This window comes from Mucilaginibacter sp. P1_D10 (genome assembly GCF_056406215.1).
This window is the reverse complement of record NZ_JBFUAP010000001.1, coordinates 286,769-302,899: the sequence shown is the minus strand read 5'-3', so window position 1 is coordinate 302,899 and position 16,131 is coordinate 286,769. Positions and strand designations below refer to the sequence as shown.

The following is a 16,131-nucleotide window of genomic DNA, read 5'->3' as shown; positions in this document are numbered from 1 at the left end:
CCGGAGTTTTCTTTTAAAAGCGTTTGATGCGTTTACTGCGGTTCGGTATAGCCGCCGTTGGGTTGCGCTGCGGTTATCACTTGTTCCGTTTTCTCTTCGGCAAAACGTTTGGCCTTTTCTGCCCAAACAGATGCCTCATCGGTAATATCATCAAGCACAGAACGCCCGCTGGCATCTTTCTTTGTCAGGTAATTAATGCCATAACCAATGGCTGCGCCAACCGCTATAAATTTTAATAAGCCCATGTTTTGATATTTTAAAGGTAAATGTATATACCAGATGGTACAAGGATAGTGCCAACACGATTAAAGGATTGATGGATTATTAATCCACGGTCTTTAATCCTGTACAATCCTTTAATCCTTAAATCGTGTTAAATCTTGTACAATAGTGTTTAATCGCTCAATCGGGTTATCAGTTTCTTTGGCGCGCGGTCTTTCCAGGCCTGTATCAGAAGGCCCTCCAGCTCCTCCGGGGCGGCTTTGGGCATGCACACCAGCATATAATCGTAGTTGTAGTAATGTTCGGTTATAAAGTAAACCTCCAGGTTGGCCACCATCCATTTATCACGTTCCATGGTGTGCAGTACCAGGGTTTCGCCGTCCTCGCGTATGCGGGCAAATATCTTTTTATTCACATAAAATGCGGGCGTGTCAAAACACATTTTTTCGGTAACGCCGGGTAAAGGCAATAGAACATTGCGCAAAAATTGCAGGTAAATAAATACACCAGTATCCATACCATGCAAGTTAATTATAATAACCGTGCCTTAAAAACTACGGACGTCTATTGTTTTTTTGGTCATTTTACCGGCACTGTTAAAACCTAATTACCAATTTAAAGTTGTGTAGGCTGTTAAAGCATAAAACAGGCCCCCTATGGAAAATTTTACGATGCTGCAGTTTTTCGAATGGTACTACCCAGGCGATGGTGGCTTATATGAACACCTTAAAAACGATGCGGAAAGATTAAAAAACATCGGCATAGATGCTGTATGGCTGCCTCCGGCTTATAAAGGCGAGGCTGGCGGATACTCGGTAGGTTATGACGTTTATGATATTTACGACCTGGGCGAATTCGACCAAAAAGGCACTGTGCGCACCAAATACGGCACCAAACAACAATTGATAGAGGCCGTGCAAACCGCCAGAAGCAAAGGGCTGCAGGTGTATGTAGATGTAGTACTGAACCACATGGGCGGGGCCGACGAAAAGGAAAAGGTTACCGTGCGCAAGGTAAACCCCAATAACCGAAACGAGTTTACCAGCGAGCCTTACGAGATTGAAGCCTTTACCAAATTCACCTTCCCCGGCAGGCATGGCCAGCATTCGCAATTCGTTTGGGATTGGCAATGCTTCAGCGGGATAGATTATGATGCCGGGAATAACGAGTCAGCCATCTTCAGCATACAGAACCAGTATGGCGATGCCTGGGAGGACGTGGTGGGCGATGAGAACGGCAACTTCGATTTTTTGATGCTGGATGATATAGACACCCGTAACCCCGCCGTGCGCGATGAGTTGAAGCGCTGGGGCAAGTGGCTTCATGATACCCTGCAATTCGATGGCATGCGATTAGATGCCCTTAAGCATATATCTTACGAGTTTTACAACGATTGGCTGGATACCTTACGCGCCGAAACTGGCCGCGAACTATTCACCGTGGGCGAATACTGGAGCTACGAAGTTGGCCTGCTGCAAGAGTATATTACCGCTACGGAGGGGCGGATGTCGCTTTTTGATGCGCCATTACACCAGAACCTGCACGATGCCTCGGCTGGCGGCAAGGATTACGACCTGAGCAAGATATTCGAAAATACGCTGGTGGCGGTAAACCCCTCGCGGGCAGTTACGCTGGTAGAGAACCACGATACCCAGCCTCTGCAATCGCTGGCTTTGCCGGTTGAACAATGGTTTAAGCCCCTGGCCTACGCGCTTATTTTACTGCGCGAACATGGCTACCCCTGTGTTTTTTACGCCGATTTGTATGGCACAAAATACTCCGACAAGGGTGAGGACGATCAAGACCATGATGTGGAATTACCGGCCCTTGCCGAAATGGAGCCACTTTTAAGGGCGCGCAAGCATATCGCTTATGGTGCCCAGCGCGAGTACTTCGATAACCCTAACTGCATCGGCTGGACGCGCGAAGGCGATGGCGAGCACGAAAACTCGGGCTGCGCGGTACTGATCTCCAATGGCGATGAAGCCGGTAAACGCATGGAAATGGGCCAGGCCCACGCCGGGAAAGTATTTGTAGATTACCTGAACAAGCACGACGCCAAAGTTACCGTAGGCGAAGACGGCTGGGGGGAGTTTTTCGTCCGGGCCGGCTCGGTTTCGGTATGGGCGGTTAAGAAATAATTGCTATTTTTAGGGGCAAGTCTGGTTATCTCACCCGGGCTTGCCTTATCATGAAACAGATACCTCTGCCAAACATCTTTGCCGCATCATCATTTCCCGGCAACAGCTGCACCGCGCAGCTAAACACATCAAATTTAGATCTATTGTTCCGGGCAAAAATGGCAGGCATCTATGGCGTTACCGAAATGCCGGCGGGGGAAACGATGCTTCTATCGGCTTGGTTGTCCTATCAAAAATCGGGTATCCAGTCTATGTTTTTGGCAGCAGGAAATTGATTGCATAACGGCGCATTTTTAAGTGGGAGAAAAGAAACTAAAAAAGCATAAAAACCGACCTAAAAATCGTCTATTGTGATAAAAACACGGAGATTTTCGCAAGTTTTTTTGACGAAATTGACACCTTTTGCACCGAACGGACAAAATTAACGATATGAAGAAACTCTACCTAAGCTTATTTTTCCTGGCATTTTTCTCGCGGATTTTCGCAGCGCCGGCAATTTTTGTGAACCAGGTTGCCTTCGATAGCAATGGCCCCAAAGTGGGCGTGGTGCAGTTTGATAGTAAGCTCACCAAGGCTTTCAGTTTTAATCTGGTGAACATCGCTACCGGCAGGGTGGCCTACACGGGCATGCTTAGCGACCCTGAAACCATCACCGACTGGGCACCCGGCAAGCTCTTTTTTCAAGCAGATTTCTCGGCATTCAAAACGACTGGCAAATACAGGTTACGCATTAAATATGAGGGACTTATATATACATCTTACCCCTTCGAAATAGGTGAGAACGCCTTGGCCCGCAGAACATTATCGTCCATCATCCACTACTATAACAAGCAGCGGGCAACTACGCCCGGCGAACTGGCAGCCGATGCCAAAATGCAACTCTTCGGCAGCAACCAAAAGGTTGATATGCGCGGCGGCTGGTGCGACGCCTCCGGCGACGTAAGCAAATATTTCTCGCACCTGGCGTATGCCAATTTCTTTTCGCCACAGCAAACGCCGCTGGTTACCTGGAGTATGGCAAGCGCCGCAGAGGCCATACCCAACCTCCTCAAAAAATGGAAGCTAAAAGATTCACTTGATAATGAGGCACTTTACGGTGCCGATTACATGATGCGGGCGCTGAGCAAAGAGGGGTACTTTTACATGATTGTGTTCAGCTATTTTAATAAGGACCCTAACGCGCGCCGCGTGGTGGGGCTGCTGGCCAACAGCGTTACCACCAACCAATACCAATGCGCTTTCCGCGAAGGCGGCGGCATGGCTATAGCCGCGCTCGCCCGCATATCGCAATGGAAAAAGAACGGGGATTTTACTTCGGGGCAATATCTCGACGGTGCCAAACGCGCCTTTGCCCACCTGCTGGTAAACAACACCAAATACGACGACGATGGCAAGGAGAACATCATCGACGACTATTGCGCCCTCATGGCCGCCACCGAATTATGGATGGCTACGGATGAGGACCAATACCGCGACGAAGCCCGCAAGCGCGCGGCCAACCTGAATAACCGCATGACCATCGACGGCTACTTCATCTCCAACGATGCCAACCGGCCCTACTTCCATGCATCTGATGCGGGCCTCCCCGTGGTTGCCCTGTCGCGTTACCTGGATAAGGAAAAAGAAGAGGCCTACCGCGCCCCGGCCCTCAAAACCATCAAACAGGCACTTGATTATAACCTGTCGGTAACCAACAAAATAAGTAATCCTTTTGGGTATGCCCGGCAGAGCTTTTTGTATAAAGGCAAGGTGAAGGATGGCTTTTTTATCCCCCACGAAAACGAAACCGGCTGGTGGTGGCAGGGCGAGAATGCACGCCTGGGCTCGCTGGCTACGGCGGCAATTGTGGGCGGCAGGTTAGCCTACCCGGCAGAAGGAAATTGGGGAATAAAATCAACGCTTGCAGATTTTGCGGAACGTCAATTATCGTGGATAATGGGCTGCAACCCGTATGGCATGTGTTTTATTTATGGTTACGGAAAAGCCAATGTGCCGTATATGGCCTCCAATTATGGCCACGGAAGCGAGCGTGGGGGTATCTCTAACGGTATTACCGGGCACGATGGCAGTCCCGATGGATCCGGCATTGACTTTAAACAACAGGCCGGGGGCAATGAATGGCGCTGGACTGAACAATGGATACCGCATGCGGCCTGGTTTTTGCAGGCTGTTGCAGCAATGGCACAATCAGAGGGCATAAACAAGTAATAATTGTAACGATTGAATATTTTTTTTAGATATTTGAAAAAAAACAACGGTAAAAGCCCCTCTTTTAACTGGAACCTAAAACTATTATAATATGATAACATCATTAGTAACCGGCGGTGCCGGCTTTATAGGCTCGCATGTAGCGAAACATTGTCTTAACCTGGGGCATAAAGTAATCGTACTCGACGATTTGAGCGGCGGTTTTGAAGACCACGTACCCGCAGGTGTTGAATTTATAGTTGGTTCGATAAATGATTATGAATTACTGGAGAAACTTTTCGAAGAGCACAGGTTCGATTACGTTTACCATCTGGCTGCATACGCCGCAGAAGGACTTTCGCACTTTATCCGCCGGTTCAATTACAATAACAATCTCATCGGTTCGGTAAACCTTATCAACCTTTCGATATTATATAAGGTGAAATGCTTTGTGTTTACCTCATCCATAGCGGTGTATGGCGCAGGCCAGCTGCCTATGCGCGAAGCCCTGGTGCCACAGCCCGAAGACCCTTATGGCGTTGCAAAATACGCGGTGGAGATGGATCTGAAAGCCGCCCACCACATGTTCGGCTTAAACTATATTATCTTCCGTCCGCATAACGTATATGGCGAAAACCAGAACATCGGCGATAAGTATCGCAACGTAATCGGCATTTTCATGAACCAGATTATGCAGGAAAAGCCGATGACCATTTTTGGCGATGGCGAGCAAACCCGCGCCTTCAGTTATATCGACGATGTTGCGCCGCATATTGCCAACAGCCCCAATGTTCCGGCTGCCTACAACGAGGTATTCAACGTAGGGGCCGATAAGCCTTACACCGTGAACGAATTGGTGCAGGTAGTGGCAGATGAACTTGGCGTAGAACCCAAGGTAACCCACCTGGAGGCCCGTAAAGAAGTGATGCACGCGCACAGCGACCACTCTAAAGCAGCCGGCGTTTTCGGCAAGAGCGCCAATGTGAGCTTAAAAGAGGGTATCAGCAAAATGGCGGCATGGGCCAAGGTAGTAGGCTCCCGTGCAAGTGCTGAGTTCGAGAATATAGAGATTGAAGAAAACCTGCCGCAGGGCTGGAACAAAAAAGCAGTAAAAGCCTAAAAGGTTATCGGTTTTTCGGTAAACATTTATATTTTTGTGCCAAATAAAAACAACAGCGCTATGCAATCAATGGAAAATGCCAACAACGAGAGCCACTACAAATTTTTAATTCTTACCATTGCCGTAGGTTTATTAGGTTGCTTTTTACGCTTCGCCGATTTCCCGCACGCTACGTTAGTATCTAACATCATCCTGTTGTTCGGTTCTATCATCGCGTTACGCGCTGTTTTCAAAATATTAGACTAAGTTTTTAATAAGGATATATGGAAGCACTGCCTGTTTGGCGGTGCTTTTTTGTTGTTACGAGAAGCGGCGTGAGAGATTGCGCGGGTGCGCGACGTGGCAATCCTCGGTAAGCAAGGCGGATTTTCAAGGCGGCTCTTCCTGCCAGTGATTGCCGCGCTTCGCTCGCAATGACGTGATGGTTGTGTGTGGAGGCTTACCCCAATCTCCCTACTACCTTAAACTTCTCAAACACCGTCTCAGTATGCGGGGCATCGGCCAGTTCTTCTGTTAAATCTTGCCCGGCCCAGTGCTCATAATGTTTGCCATTGCGCCAAAGGCGACTCTCGGTAACATCGTAAATAATACCTTTTAATGCCACCCATATCTGGGGCTTATCCTGCCCGTTGCGCAAAGCAAGTTGAGATTTGGTATAAACAGGCAATTCGCTCATGCGGTTTTTCGGGATTTGAAGTGTTCAAAAAAGGCAACATTCATCAGCAACAGGGCCATGCTGTAAAAATGGTCCTCAAAGGGGATAGTGCCCACGCGCAGGTTCATATTCTGCGCATTGTTATATAGCACCACCGGCCAGGCAGTCAATACGCCGTTTACGATATAGAAGGGGATGAGTGATACCACGAATGCCATGTAAAACCTGCCTAACCAATCTGCCTTGATGAAATACACCAGGGCCACCAGCAAAACAATCAGCAAGCCAAAGGTAACGGCTGTGTATAAACGGGTATAATTATAAGCCAACAGCGATACCGATACGCCAATCAATAGGTTGGATATCATCCGCGTCAGCACAAATGGCGGTGCCCATTTTACGTAATAATTGAGGCAGGCGTAAATAAACAGGCAGGCAAAGGGCACCGTCAGGAAAAACAATATTTCCTCCAGAGGTAAGCCTATAAATTTGATACCTGTGATGTAGGCATCATTGAAACTCCACACGCCATAAACAGTAAACAGCACATCCCAAAACAAAAACACCAGCCCGGTGATGGCCATGCCCGGCCAAAGATACTTCCAGCTTTTGGCGAAAGCCACCCGCTTATCGAAGGAAAGGGCCACAGGGAATACCACGGTGAGCAGATTGATGATGAGGTAGGTATATTTCACGTTATAGCGCAGCTAAATGTTGGTGAAGGCGTTTCTGCTCGTCGCCCGTACAGCGTTTAGATTCGAGCATGAACTTGATGATGGTTTTCACCAATGCTTTATCGGCCGCAGCGTAGTATTTTGCGTCTAGCTGTTTAACCATCTCTAACCTATCGGCACCCAGATTTTTGGTATAACCCAAAAACTTGGGTACGTTATGTTCTATAGAGAAGCGCATAAAGCGTATCTCTATATTGTGCGGGTCGGCCGTCACTGCACTTTTAAAGGTCTTTTCGCAATCGTTGAGGTATTTGAATTTGCTATATGGGTTCCATGCGTGCTTGGCTTTAAGGGCCTCCAAAGTGCCCATATAGGCATTGATGAGCGCCGACCGCTCCTTTATTTCGCCCAGGCTTTTGTATAGCGAATCGGTTGTTTTCTTGCTTTCGAGGGCCGTTACTAGCAGTTTGCGTATCGCAGGCAGGTCAGGCGTGGGATCTATGGCCTTTTTCCCCAGGCCGAACGACATCAGCATACCAGCCAGCATTACGGATAGCAGGTATTTAGTAGAGTTATGTTTAAGCGTGGCTGGCATTATATCACTTTCATTTTTTGGTGGAGCCGGGCCTTTAGGTAAAGGCTCAGCTTGCGTGCATTAGAAATGCGAACCCGCTTATGCATGATTATGCCGGCTGGCGTGCTGCGTATCTTCTTGAACAATTGCAGGTAATACACATAAGCCACATACACGCCCAGGCGCGCTGCTTTGGGCAAAAGTTTTATACCGGCCAGGGCATCATCGAAATCCTTTTTGATATCGGCTTCTATGTCAATTTTATCTTGCGCAGTAAAGTTGCCGAAATCTACCCCGGGGAAATAGGTGCGGCCCCGTTCTTCGTAATCGGCTTTGATATCCCTCAGGAAATTTATCTTCTGGAAAGCCGAGCCCAGGCTGCGTGCCTTGGGGATGAGCAGGTTGTACAGCCCGCCATCATTGGCGCAGAACACGCGCAGGCACATCAGCCCAACAACTTCGGCCGAGCCGTATATGTACACTTTATAGCCGCCCTCGTCGTACGCGGTTTTATCAAGGTCCATTTTCATGGAGGTGAGGAAGGCATCTATCAGTTCGCGTTCGATGCCATACTGATTCACCACCTGCTGGAACGATTGCAGCACCGGGTTGGTGCTGATGCCCGCATTGATGGCCTTGAAAGTTTCGATACGAAAATCGTCGATGAGCTGGCGCTGGTCGTGTCCGTAAAAGGTATCTACTATTTCATCGGCATAGCGCACGAAACCGTAGATAGCGTAAACCGGATAGCGTAAATGCTTTTCGAAGGCCTTTATGCCGAGGCTGAACGAGGTGCTGTACTTCTCGGTAATCAGCTTGCTGCATTCAAAACACGTTTCGTCGAATAAGTTCATTTACCTGGTATCTTGCCCAAAAGTACAAATTCATTGCGGCATTGTTTTTTGGTGGATGCATTGTTTACTTTTGATTTGGATGAAAAGTAAGCATATTGTCGTTATTGGGGCGGGTTTTGCAGGATTGGCTTCGGCATGCGTGCTGGCAAAGGAGGGTTACCGGGTAACGGTACTGGAGAAGAACAGCCAGGCAGGCGGCCGCGCCCGTGTTTGGGAAAAGGACGGTTTTAAATTCGATATGGGCCCAAGCTGGTACTGGATGCCCGATGTGTTCGAAGATTTCTTCGCGCTTTTTGGTAAAAATCCGACAGATTTCTATGAATTGAAACGCCTCGACCCAGGCTACCGCATTTATTATGGCAAGGATGACGTGCTGGATGTGCCCGCCGATATGGGCGAACTGGAAGCCTTGTTTGAAAACATAGAACCCGGCAGCAGCAAAGGGCTGAAACTCTTTTTAAAACAGGCCGCCTACAAATACAAGGTTGGCATGGGGGAGTATGTTTTTCGTCCCTCGCATTCCATTACCGAGTTTATCGACTGGAACCTCATCCGTAAGAGCTTCAGCATGCAATTGCTCACCAGCATGAGTAGCCATGTGCGCAAGCATTTTAAAAACCCGAAGCTTATTAAGCTGCTGGAGTTCCCCGTACTGTTTTTGGGGGCGCGGCCGAAAGATACCCCCGCGATGTACAGCATGATGAATTATGCCGACCTGGCCTTAGGTACCTGGTACCCCATGGGCGGCATGAACGAGATTGTAAAGGCTATGGTAAGCATTGCCGAAAGCTATGGTGTGGAGATTAAACTGGATACGGCAGTAACCAAAATAGAAGTTGTTGATAAACGGGTAAGCAACATCCAAACCACCCAGGGCGATTTTACAGCAGACTTTGTGATAACCGGTGCCGACTATGAGCACGCCGACCAGCACCTCTTAGACAAGTCCCACCGTAACTACACCGAAAAATATTGGGATACCCGCACCATGTCGCCATCCAGCCTGTTATTTTATATCGGTACGAATAGAATAATACCCGGCATACAGCATCATAATTTATTTTTTGATGAGGATTTTGAGCAGCATGCCAACGAGATTTACAGCGACCCGCAATGGCCAAGCAAGCCGCTGTTCTATGTGTGCTGCACCTCTAAAACCGACCCTGATGCGGCGCCCGACGGCTGCGAGAACCTTTTCTTCCTGATGCCCCTTGCGCCGGGACTGGAAGATAGCGATGCCTTGCGCGAGAAATATTTTAACATCATGGTGGATAGGTTTGAGCAAGTGACTGGCCAACCGCTTCGCGATGCCATCATCCTGAAACGGAGCTACGCCATGGAAGATTTTAAAGCCGATTACCATTCCTTTAAAGGCAATGCTTACGGGCTGGCCAATACTTTAGCACAAACCGCCTTTTTTAAACCGGCCATGCGGGCAAAGCATATCAAGAATATGCTATACACCGGGCAGCTTACCGTCCCTGGCCCGGGCGTGCCGCCGGCGTTAATTTCCGGGCAGATAGCGGCGAAGGAGGCGATGAGGATGATGGAAGACCGAGTGTAAACCCATAACGGGATTAATCAACAAAAGACATCTTGCTGATGGGTGTTCCACTTTGGATGTGGAACACTTGTTTTTTAATTCGCGCTAATTATCAAATAGTTACGTTTTTTTATGGAGCACTTTGGGACACCCCTACCCGTTAGATAAACTACACAATTATCTTATTATTAATAACTTATATAAATAGAAGCAAGAGCCAGCGGAACACCTTTTTTGCTAAAAATCTACCCCACAATCTTCCGCTTCAGCATTTTGGCGGCCTGGGTGTAGCCACCTTCAGAACCGTCTACAAAATGGATATGATCGTCTTTTAAATCGCGCACGTAGCACGACATTACCGAGGCACGGCTGATGTGCAGTCCGTAGACGAGCTTACCATCCGCCTCCAGCTTATCCAACACATTTTGCAAGGCCAGGCGCTGTTTGGCCGTACCCGATATTACGGTGTTTATCTTTCCATCAATCACCAGCGTATCGGCCATTTCTACCAGGCTTTGCAGGTAGTGCTTGCCCTTATCGGTATGGAAATAGATGTAGCCAAACAGGCCTACCCCCCACTCCCAAAGTAATCGCAACCATTTTACTTTACCCATGGTAGCCCGCATCTCGGTACTTAACTTAGAAAACGTACTATTGAACTGCAGCTTAGCTACAGATATGGGCTGCCGTTTGTTCGGCGGGCCGTATATCTTATCCATGGCTTCCATCACCTCTTTAAATACGTCAGATTGCTTGTGCCCGCCATGTGCAACCACCAGCAGGCTTATTACTTCTTCTTTATTTTCGGGCGGGGCTATGCGGTCCCAGCGGCATTGCATGCCGGTAAGGTCGGGTTCTTCAGTTTCGGTTTTTACGCCCGAGAGCATGTAATCATCGCCTTTAATAATCTGCTCGGCGTAGTTGATGCCGTTGCCCAGCACCACGGGGATATGGAATACATCAGAGCTGCTATATTTAGCAATATGCAGCTGTCGGCCATCGGCGTATATCTTGGCTACGGGTAGCGCGCCCGTGCGCAATTCCAGCCCGAAATTCTGCTGCGTGCTCACCTTATAGGCGGCAAGGGCCTGCATTACCTTATCTATAATATCGGGCGGCACCAGAACGGTGGCACCATCGCCGCCGAAAAAGAAAGGCACCGTAACATGCATGCTAAAGGCAATATTAAGCACCGATACGATACTGCCCGTGGCGATAAGGTTAACGTTTTCGTGCGCGCCGCTCATCACCGCGCGGGTAGAGTTTTTGATATCCGTAATTACGATGTGCCAGTCATCGGGCACATCCGCAAACAATGCCTCGTTCGTCAGCAAATCGCCAAGCGGCATGCGGTTTACGGGCAGCAGGGTATAAAACTGGCTGTTGTTTGCAGGCATAACGATTTCCTTTATCAATGTATAGGCTAAAACCACATGTGGTGTGCGGTTGGCAATTGTTGCCTAAGTTACATAGCAAATGCGGTTTTCTTTTTAAAATGAGATAAAATAAGCCGGAAAAATTGAATATTTGAAGTATGCCCGGCTTCAATGTATACACCATCTTCTTCCTTTTTGCGGCTATGCAGGGGCTGTTTGTTGCTGCAGCCTGCGTGTTCCGTAGAAACGCCCACCGTTCGGGCAAGGTGCTGGCGTTTATCCCCTTTCTGTTTTCGCTGATATTGTTTGAGTACACCCTTTACTGGACGCATTACGATACTTATTTCCCCTACCTTATGGGCTGGTCAAACTGTATCATCTTCCTGTTCGGGCCGGTATTTTACCTGTATTTTGCTTCTGTTTTTAACCTGCGGGGCAGAGCAAATTGGCTGCATTTTATGCCTTTTGTTATTTCGGCACTGTACCTATCGCCACTTTTATTTGCATCTGCCAGTTGGAGACACGATTTGCTGCTGCAAAAAGTTAGGCTGGGCTTGCCTTATCTACGGTGGTATCCCTGGGCAAGTATAGCGCACATACTGGCGTACCTGTTCCTCATTTATAAAAGCTTTTACGCCATTAGCCTGCCCGCTGCCGAAACGGGCAAATGGTTTAAATGGCTGGCCGGTTTCTTCGCCGCGTTTATAGTTGCTTATAGCTCGTATTTTATATTAGTGCAGTTCCCGTTTTTTAACCCCGCGTGGGATTATGCCATATCGTTTTGCATGGCGCTGTTCATCTATTTTTTGGCCTGGATAGGTTACATGCAGCCCAAAGTATTTTCGGGCTTTAAGCTGTTCGAAAACACAACCGCCGCAGCAGCTTTACCCGGCGAAATAAAATATAAAAACTCACCCCTATCTGCCCTGACAGGTACCGAAATTATACAGAAGCTGAACGGCGTAATGGCCTCGCAAAAGCTATTCCTGCAAAACGATATCAGTTTAGACCGGCTCGCCGCATCGTGCGGTTTCAGCAAGCATTACATCTCGCAGGCTATTAACGAAAACCTGCGGATGAATTTTTTCGAATACATTAACCATCTGCGTATTGAGGAAGCAAAGGCATTGTTGCTGCTCCCAAAAGAAGAACTGAATGTTATCGACGTGGCCTACCGTGTGGGGTATAATAACAAGGTATCTTTTAACAAAGCTTTTAAAAACATTACGGGGCAAACCCCTACCGGTTACCGCGCAAGTTCAGTTAAATAAATTCCTGCATTTGGTAAACCTTTACCGGATTTTACCCTTTCCCATACGTGCCTGCCTATTTTCGGCTTAAATACAAACGCCCCTACAGGGCGAATATCAAACTTAAAATAAAACGGCATTATGAAATCTATTTACGCCCTTATCCTTATTTTCATTTCGTTCGCATCGTTGGCGCAAACAAACAAAACAACTACCGCGCAATACGCCGATTCGCTTTTTACAAAAAACAACTGGCAGGGCGCTATAAATGCCTACGAGACCATTTTAAAAACCGATACAGGCAACGTGCAGGTATGGTATAACATTGCCCAGGCCTACCAGCAGGTAAAGCAATACAGCAAGGCAATTGATGCCTACAATAAAAGCCTCAGCAATAAAAACATAGCCATGCCACGCGGCATCATCAGAAGTAGCCAGGCAAAAATATATGCGCTCACCAAAGACTCAACTAAGGCGCTTAATTTGCTTACTACCATGATTGGCAACGGCTACTCCAACTCGCCCGATATGGAAAAAGCACCGGAATATGCTTTCCTGAGGCAATCGCCGCGCTTTAAGGCGCTTGTAAAAAAGGCTACCCTTAATTCCTACCCCTGCATTAACAACCCGCAAAACCATGAGTTTGATTTTTGGATAGGTGAATGGAATGTATACCAAACTAATACCAATTACCAGGTAGGCAAAGAGAAAGTAGAACAGGCAGCAGGGGATTGCATGATAATTGAAAACTGGGTAGATGTTACCCAGCCCAATGATGGAAAAAGTATGAACTTTATTAACCCAAAAACACAGAAATGGGAACAGGTGTGGATGGGATCTGGCGGGGTGTACCTTAATTATTATAACGGGGTTTACAAAGACGGCGCAATGCGTTTCGAATCGGAATCGACGGATAAAACGGGCAATAAAACCCTATTCCATTTTACCTTTTTTAATCAGGGGCCTGCCCAATTGCGGCAATTATTAGAACAATCTTTAGATGGCGGCACCAACTGGACCATTGTTTACGACCTAACCTATAAGAGGGTAGTAAAAAAGGCCTGATAGATGTTGACATGTTTCATTATTAGACCATAACACCTGTACACAAAAACATCATCGAATTAATCGATGATGTTTTTCCAGCTTAACACATTGTATTTGCTACGCTGCTGGCTTTCGGTGCCTCCGTATATCAAGGTTTTGTTTACTTCCTCCGGCGAAACAAGGTCGGCAAAACGATCCAACTCTTTAAATAAAGCCGAGGTAACCGTTTGCGTTGCTTTAACTTCGTATATATCAAAGCCATTGCTGTTTTTCATTAGCATATCTACTTCGTGCCCGCTGCTGTCCTGCCAAAAAAAACATTCCTGGTGCAGGTATTGATGATGGTTCTTTTTCTGGTATTCGGCCAGCACCATGTTCTCGAAGATGTTGCCTTTAAGTCTGTTCCCGGCCAGCTCATCCGCAGACCGCACCCCTAAAAGATGGCATAGCAGCCCGGTATCATAAAAATACAGCTTAGGGGTTTTAACCAGGCGTTTGTTAAAATTTTGATGATAAGGCTGCAGTCGGAAAATGATATAACTGCTTTCTAAGATGGATAACCATGCCTTTGCCGTCGGCTGGGTGATATCGCATTCATTTGCCAGTGCGCTTATGTTGAGCAATTGGCCCGCACGGCCTGCGCAAAGGCTTAAAAAGGTGCGGAACTGCCGCATATCCCGTATGTTCAACAACTCGGTAACATCTTTTTCTAAATAGGTTTGGATGTAGTTGGCGTAAAAAACAACCGGATTGATATCGCGGTCGAAAATAGCGGGATAAAAACCCTTAAACGCAGCCGAGAGATAGTCACCTTCAAGCAGTCCATTCGAATTCAGTTCTTTAAAATCGAGCGGGAGTAGCTTAAAAAGGGCCACCCTGCCTGCCAGGGTTTGGGTAATGCTGGTTAGCAGGTGGAAGTTTTGCGAGCCCGATAATATGAACTGCCCCATTTGGCCGGATTCATCTACCCGTGCCTGTATGTAGGAGAATAAGGAAGGCACGCGCTGCACCTCGTCGAATATTACCTGGCTGCTGTATTGGTTCAAAAAACCAACGGGGTCTTCCGATGCAAATGCGCGTGTATCGGGGTTTTCTAACGAAAGGTATTTATAATCGCTGAATAGCTCCTTCAACAACGTGGTTTTGCCCGATTGCCTGGGGCCGGTAATAGCAAGCACCGGGAATTTGGATTGCTGCTCTTTTATCACAGGGGCCAATTCCCGCTGAATAAACTTATTCATAATCAGCTGTTTTTCAACTCAAATATAAGTGTTATTTTGAAATTACACGACTTCCATTTTGAAATTACATGAATTCTATTTTGAAATTGCACGACTTCTATTTTGAAATTACATTGAATTTTAAAGAGAGACGTCTTTACTGAGGTATGGCGGCTAATACGGGTACATGGTTTGCCCCGTAGATAAGCCAGCCATTTAATAGCAGATACGCCACCAGCAAAACCTGCGCGCAAAGAAAATCGAATTTTTTGGCCTGAGCCAGCTTCTCCAGCTTTACCAGCCGCAACGAGTAGGATGTGCAGATGATAACCGTTAGGATAAACCCGAGCGTTACGCCGTGCAGGCTATCTACCAATGTAAACGTAGTAGATTCGGGCAGGGTAGAATCGATGATGTACTTATTACCGATAACCGCAAATAAGGCACCTACACTTAGGCCAAAACGCGAATCGATACTGTCGGTATGGATGTAAAAACACATGTACGAGATAAGGAAAGCCACGTACATACCCAGGAACATCTTCCAGAAGAGGCCCATTGCGTCGCGGTCAATCTGCAGCCTCACCCTAAAGTTGCTGTACTCGGTATGTGGTTTTGCCAGGCTCTCGTCGCCAAATCCGGTTTCGTATTTTTTTACACCCGTTTTTACGTCCAGGCTATCCACCCGCCATCCCCGCAGGGTGAAACGCGGGTCGAAATGTTTACCCAAAGTATCGGCCCTAAACACCAGCGAGTGTGAATCAAACTGCGAATTTTCGATAGAGAAACGCAACTTCTGCTTATCGAAGGGGAAATTATCTATCGCCCAGGAATCCTTCATTACGCATTGCAACTTCATCAGCAGGTACACGCGCCCGCCGGTGCTATCTATAGTAGAGAACGAAGTGGTGTATGATTTTGCCTGCGGTATCTCCAGGTTATGCAAAAAATCGAAGTCCTTGTTTTTGTATTTGAGCCAAAGCCACAGGTTTACGCTGTACTCTTTATCCTTAAAATTGATATCGTGTATGCTGGTGATATACACGCCCGCCACAACGGTATCGGGTTTAGGTTTTTGAGCGTAGGCCGATGCGACCAAAATGAGCAGGGTTATGAAAGTTGTGAATAGGTTTTTGCCGTGTAGTTTTGCCATGAACATTTGTATTGGGGACCGGCTAAAAATAAGGATTTTTATCGGAAGATAATTACGACCTGCCAAGCGGGCCACATTCGTTAAAGCGCTAATACAATCCTAAATACCAATCACA

General features: G+C 47.4%; 17 protein-coding genes. 8 read left to right on the top strand and 9 right to left on the bottom strand.

What is annotated here, in order from left to right; translation table 11 throughout:
• Window positions 1-32: 32 nt before the first annotated feature.
• Window positions 33-245 (bottom strand): YtxH domain-containing protein, encoded by a 213-nt coding sequence (locus AC1DYT_RS01370; RefSeq protein WP_477467866.1) that lies wholly within the window; start codon window positions 243-245, stop codon window positions 33-35.
• 149 nt (window positions 246-394) lie between these two features.
• Entirely contained in the window at window positions 395-739 is a 345-nt protein-coding gene (locus AC1DYT_RS01365) for an MmcQ/YjbR family DNA-binding protein (RefSeq protein WP_477467865.1), read from the bottom strand.
• 139 nt (window positions 740-878) lie between these two features.
• On the opposite strand from AC1DYT_RS01365, the gene AC1DYT_RS01360 reads away from it, so the two are divergent.
• The 5 genes from AC1DYT_RS01360 to AC1DYT_RS01340 all read left to right on the top strand — a co-directional run bounded on the left by AC1DYT_RS01360 (window position 879) and on the right by AC1DYT_RS01340 (window position 5,916).
• The gene (locus AC1DYT_RS01360; RefSeq protein WP_477467864.1) at window positions 879-2,363 is read left to right on the top strand and encodes an alpha-amylase; all 1,485 of its coding nucleotides are present in this window, start codon (window positions 879-881) and stop codon (window positions 2,361-2,363) included.
• Window positions 2,364-2,413: 50 nt separating this feature from the next.
• Window positions 2,414-2,638: a hypothetical protein gene (locus AC1DYT_RS01355; RefSeq protein WP_477467863.1), complete on the top strand. Its 225-nt coding sequence runs from the start codon at window positions 2,414-2,416 to the stop codon at window positions 2,636-2,638.
• 154 nt (window positions 2,639-2,792) lie between these two features.
• On the top strand, window positions 2,793-4,571 hold the full coding sequence (locus AC1DYT_RS01350; protein WP_477467862.1) for a glycoside hydrolase family 9 protein: 1,779 nt from the start codon (window positions 2,793-2,795) through the stop codon (window positions 4,569-4,571).
• 91 nt (window positions 4,572-4,662) lie between these two features.
• The gene (locus tag AC1DYT_RS01345; protein ID WP_477467861.1) at window positions 4,663-5,670 is read left to right on the top strand and encodes an NAD-dependent epimerase/dehydratase family protein; all 1,008 of its coding nucleotides are present in this window, start codon (window positions 4,663-4,665) and stop codon (window positions 5,668-5,670) included.
• A gap of 60 nt (window positions 5,671-5,730) precedes the next feature.
• Window positions 5,731-5,916 (top strand): hypothetical protein, encoded by a 186-nt coding sequence (locus AC1DYT_RS01340; RefSeq protein WP_133230385.1) that lies wholly within the window; start codon window positions 5,731-5,733, stop codon window positions 5,914-5,916.
• A 193-nt stretch (window positions 5,917-6,109) separates the two neighbouring features.
• Here AC1DYT_RS01340 and AC1DYT_RS01335 read toward each other — a convergent pair whose 3' ends face one another.
• From AC1DYT_RS01335 to AC1DYT_RS01320, 4 genes are read right to left on the bottom strand one after another with little or no spacing between them, the layout of a single operon-like run.
• Complete coding sequence (locus AC1DYT_RS01335; protein WP_477467860.1) at window positions 6,110-6,346, bottom strand: cytochrome b5 domain-containing protein; 237 nt, start codon at window positions 6,344-6,346, stop codon at window positions 6,110-6,112.
• Complete coding sequence (locus AC1DYT_RS01330) at window positions 6,343-7,020, bottom strand: lycopene cyclase domain-containing protein (protein ID WP_477467859.1); 678 nt, start codon at window positions 7,018-7,020, stop codon at window positions 6,343-6,345. Before AC1DYT_RS01330 ends, AC1DYT_RS01335 begins: the two co-directional genes overlap by 4 nt.
• A gap of 1 nt (window position 7,021) precedes the next feature.
• Window positions 7,022-7,594 (bottom strand): hypothetical protein, encoded by a 573-nt coding sequence (locus tag AC1DYT_RS01325; protein ID WP_477467858.1) that lies wholly within the window; start codon window positions 7,592-7,594, stop codon window positions 7,022-7,024.
• Window positions 7,594-8,427: a phytoene/squalene synthase family protein gene (locus AC1DYT_RS01320; protein ID WP_477467857.1), complete on the bottom strand. Its 834-nt coding sequence runs from the start codon at window positions 8,425-8,427 to the stop codon at window positions 7,594-7,596. Before AC1DYT_RS01320 ends, AC1DYT_RS01325 begins: the two co-directional genes overlap by 1 nt.
• A 79-nt stretch (window positions 8,428-8,506) precedes the next feature.
• Between AC1DYT_RS01320 and AC1DYT_RS01315 the strand changes: the two genes are divergently transcribed.
• Window positions 8,507-9,991, top strand: coding sequence for a phytoene desaturase family protein (locus AC1DYT_RS01315; protein WP_477467856.1), 1,485 nt, complete (start codon window positions 8,507-8,509; stop codon window positions 9,989-9,991).
• A 224-nt stretch (window positions 9,992-10,215) separates the two neighbouring features.
• Here AC1DYT_RS01315 and AC1DYT_RS01310 read toward each other — a convergent pair whose 3' ends face one another.
• The gene (locus AC1DYT_RS01310; RefSeq protein WP_477467855.1) at window positions 10,216-11,367 is read right to left on the bottom strand and encodes a DUF3095 domain-containing protein; all 1,152 of its coding nucleotides are present in this window, start codon (window positions 11,365-11,367) and stop codon (window positions 10,216-10,218) included.
• A 137-nt stretch (window positions 11,368-11,504) separates the two neighbouring features.
• On the opposite strand from AC1DYT_RS01310, the gene AC1DYT_RS01305 reads away from it, so the two are divergent.
• Window positions 11,505-12,617 (top strand): helix-turn-helix domain-containing protein, encoded by a 1,113-nt coding sequence (locus AC1DYT_RS01305; RefSeq protein ID WP_477467854.1) that lies wholly within the window; start codon window positions 11,505-11,507, stop codon window positions 12,615-12,617.
• Between the two features lie 120 nt (window positions 12,618-12,737).
• Entirely contained in the window at window positions 12,738-13,661 is a 924-nt protein-coding gene (locus tag AC1DYT_RS01300) for a tetratricopeptide repeat protein (protein WP_477467853.1), read from the top strand.
• Between the two features lie 59 nt (window positions 13,662-13,720).
• Here the strand turns inward: AC1DYT_RS01300 and AC1DYT_RS01295 are convergent, their stop codons facing one another.
• Both AC1DYT_RS01295 and AC1DYT_RS01290 read right to left on the bottom strand, forming a co-directional pair.
• Window positions 13,721-14,884 carry an ATP-binding protein gene (locus AC1DYT_RS01295; protein ID WP_477467852.1) on the bottom strand — a complete coding sequence of 388 codons (1,164 nt, stop codon included), beginning with the start codon at window positions 14,882-14,884 and terminating at the stop codon, window positions 13,721-13,723.
• 136 nt (window positions 14,885-15,020) lie between these two features.
• Window positions 15,021-16,016 (bottom strand): ligand-gated ion channel, encoded by a 996-nt coding sequence (locus AC1DYT_RS01290; RefSeq protein WP_477467851.1) that lies wholly within the window; start codon window positions 16,014-16,016, stop codon window positions 15,021-15,023.
• Between the last annotated feature and the right edge of the window lie 115 nt (window positions 16,017-16,131).

Coding starts and splice junctions, on each gene's coding strand:
- AC1DYT_RS01370 (WP_477467866.1), bottom strand. CDS start 245: ATGGGCTTATTAAAATTTATAGCGGTTGGCGCAGCCATTGGTTATGGC.
- AC1DYT_RS01365 (WP_477467865.1), bottom strand. CDS start 739: ATGGATACTGGTGTATTTATTTACCTGCAATTTTTGCGCAATGTTCTA.
- AC1DYT_RS01360 (WP_477467864.1), top strand. CDS start 879: ATGGAAAATTTTACGATGCTGCAGTTTTTCGAATGGTACTACCCAGGC.
- AC1DYT_RS01355 (WP_477467863.1), top strand. CDS start 2,414: ATGAAACAGATACCTCTGCCAAACATCTTTGCCGCATCATCATTTCCC.
- AC1DYT_RS01350 (WP_477467862.1), top strand. CDS start 2,793: ATGAAGAAACTCTACCTAAGCTTATTTTTCCTGGCATTTTTCTCGCGG.
- AC1DYT_RS01345 (WP_477467861.1), top strand. CDS start 4,663: ATGATAACATCATTAGTAACCGGCGGTGCCGGCTTTATAGGCTCGCAT.
- AC1DYT_RS01340 (WP_133230385.1), top strand. CDS start 5,731: ATGCAATCAATGGAAAATGCCAACAACGAGAGCCACTACAAATTTTTA.
- AC1DYT_RS01335 (WP_477467860.1), bottom strand. CDS start 6,346: ATGAGCGAATTGCCTGTTTATACCAAATCTCAACTTGCTTTGCGCAAC.
- AC1DYT_RS01325 (WP_477467858.1), bottom strand. CDS start 7,594: ATGCCAGCCACGCTTAAACATAACTCTACTAAATACCTGCTATCCGTA.
- AC1DYT_RS01320 (WP_477467857.1), bottom strand. CDS start 8,427: ATGAACTTATTCGACGAAACGTGTTTTGAATGCAGCAAGCTGATTACC.
- AC1DYT_RS01315 (WP_477467856.1), top strand. CDS start 8,507: ATGAAAAGTAAGCATATTGTCGTTATTGGGGCGGGTTTTGCAGGATTG.
- AC1DYT_RS01310 (WP_477467855.1), bottom strand. CDS start 11,367: ATGCCTGCAAACAACAGCCAGTTTTATACCCTGCTGCCCGTAAACCGC.
- AC1DYT_RS01305 (WP_477467854.1), top strand. CDS start 11,505: ATGCCCGGCTTCAATGTATACACCATCTTCTTCCTTTTTGCGGCTATG.
- AC1DYT_RS01300 (WP_477467853.1), top strand. CDS start 12,738: ATGAAATCTATTTACGCCCTTATCCTTATTTTCATTTCGTTCGCATCG.
- AC1DYT_RS01295 (WP_477467852.1), bottom strand. CDS start 14,884: ATGAATAAGTTTATTCAGCGGGAATTGGCCCCTGTGATAAAAGAGCAG.
- AC1DYT_RS01290 (WP_477467851.1), bottom strand. CDS start 16,016: ATGGCAAAACTACACGGCAAAAACCTATTCACAACTTTCATAACCCTG.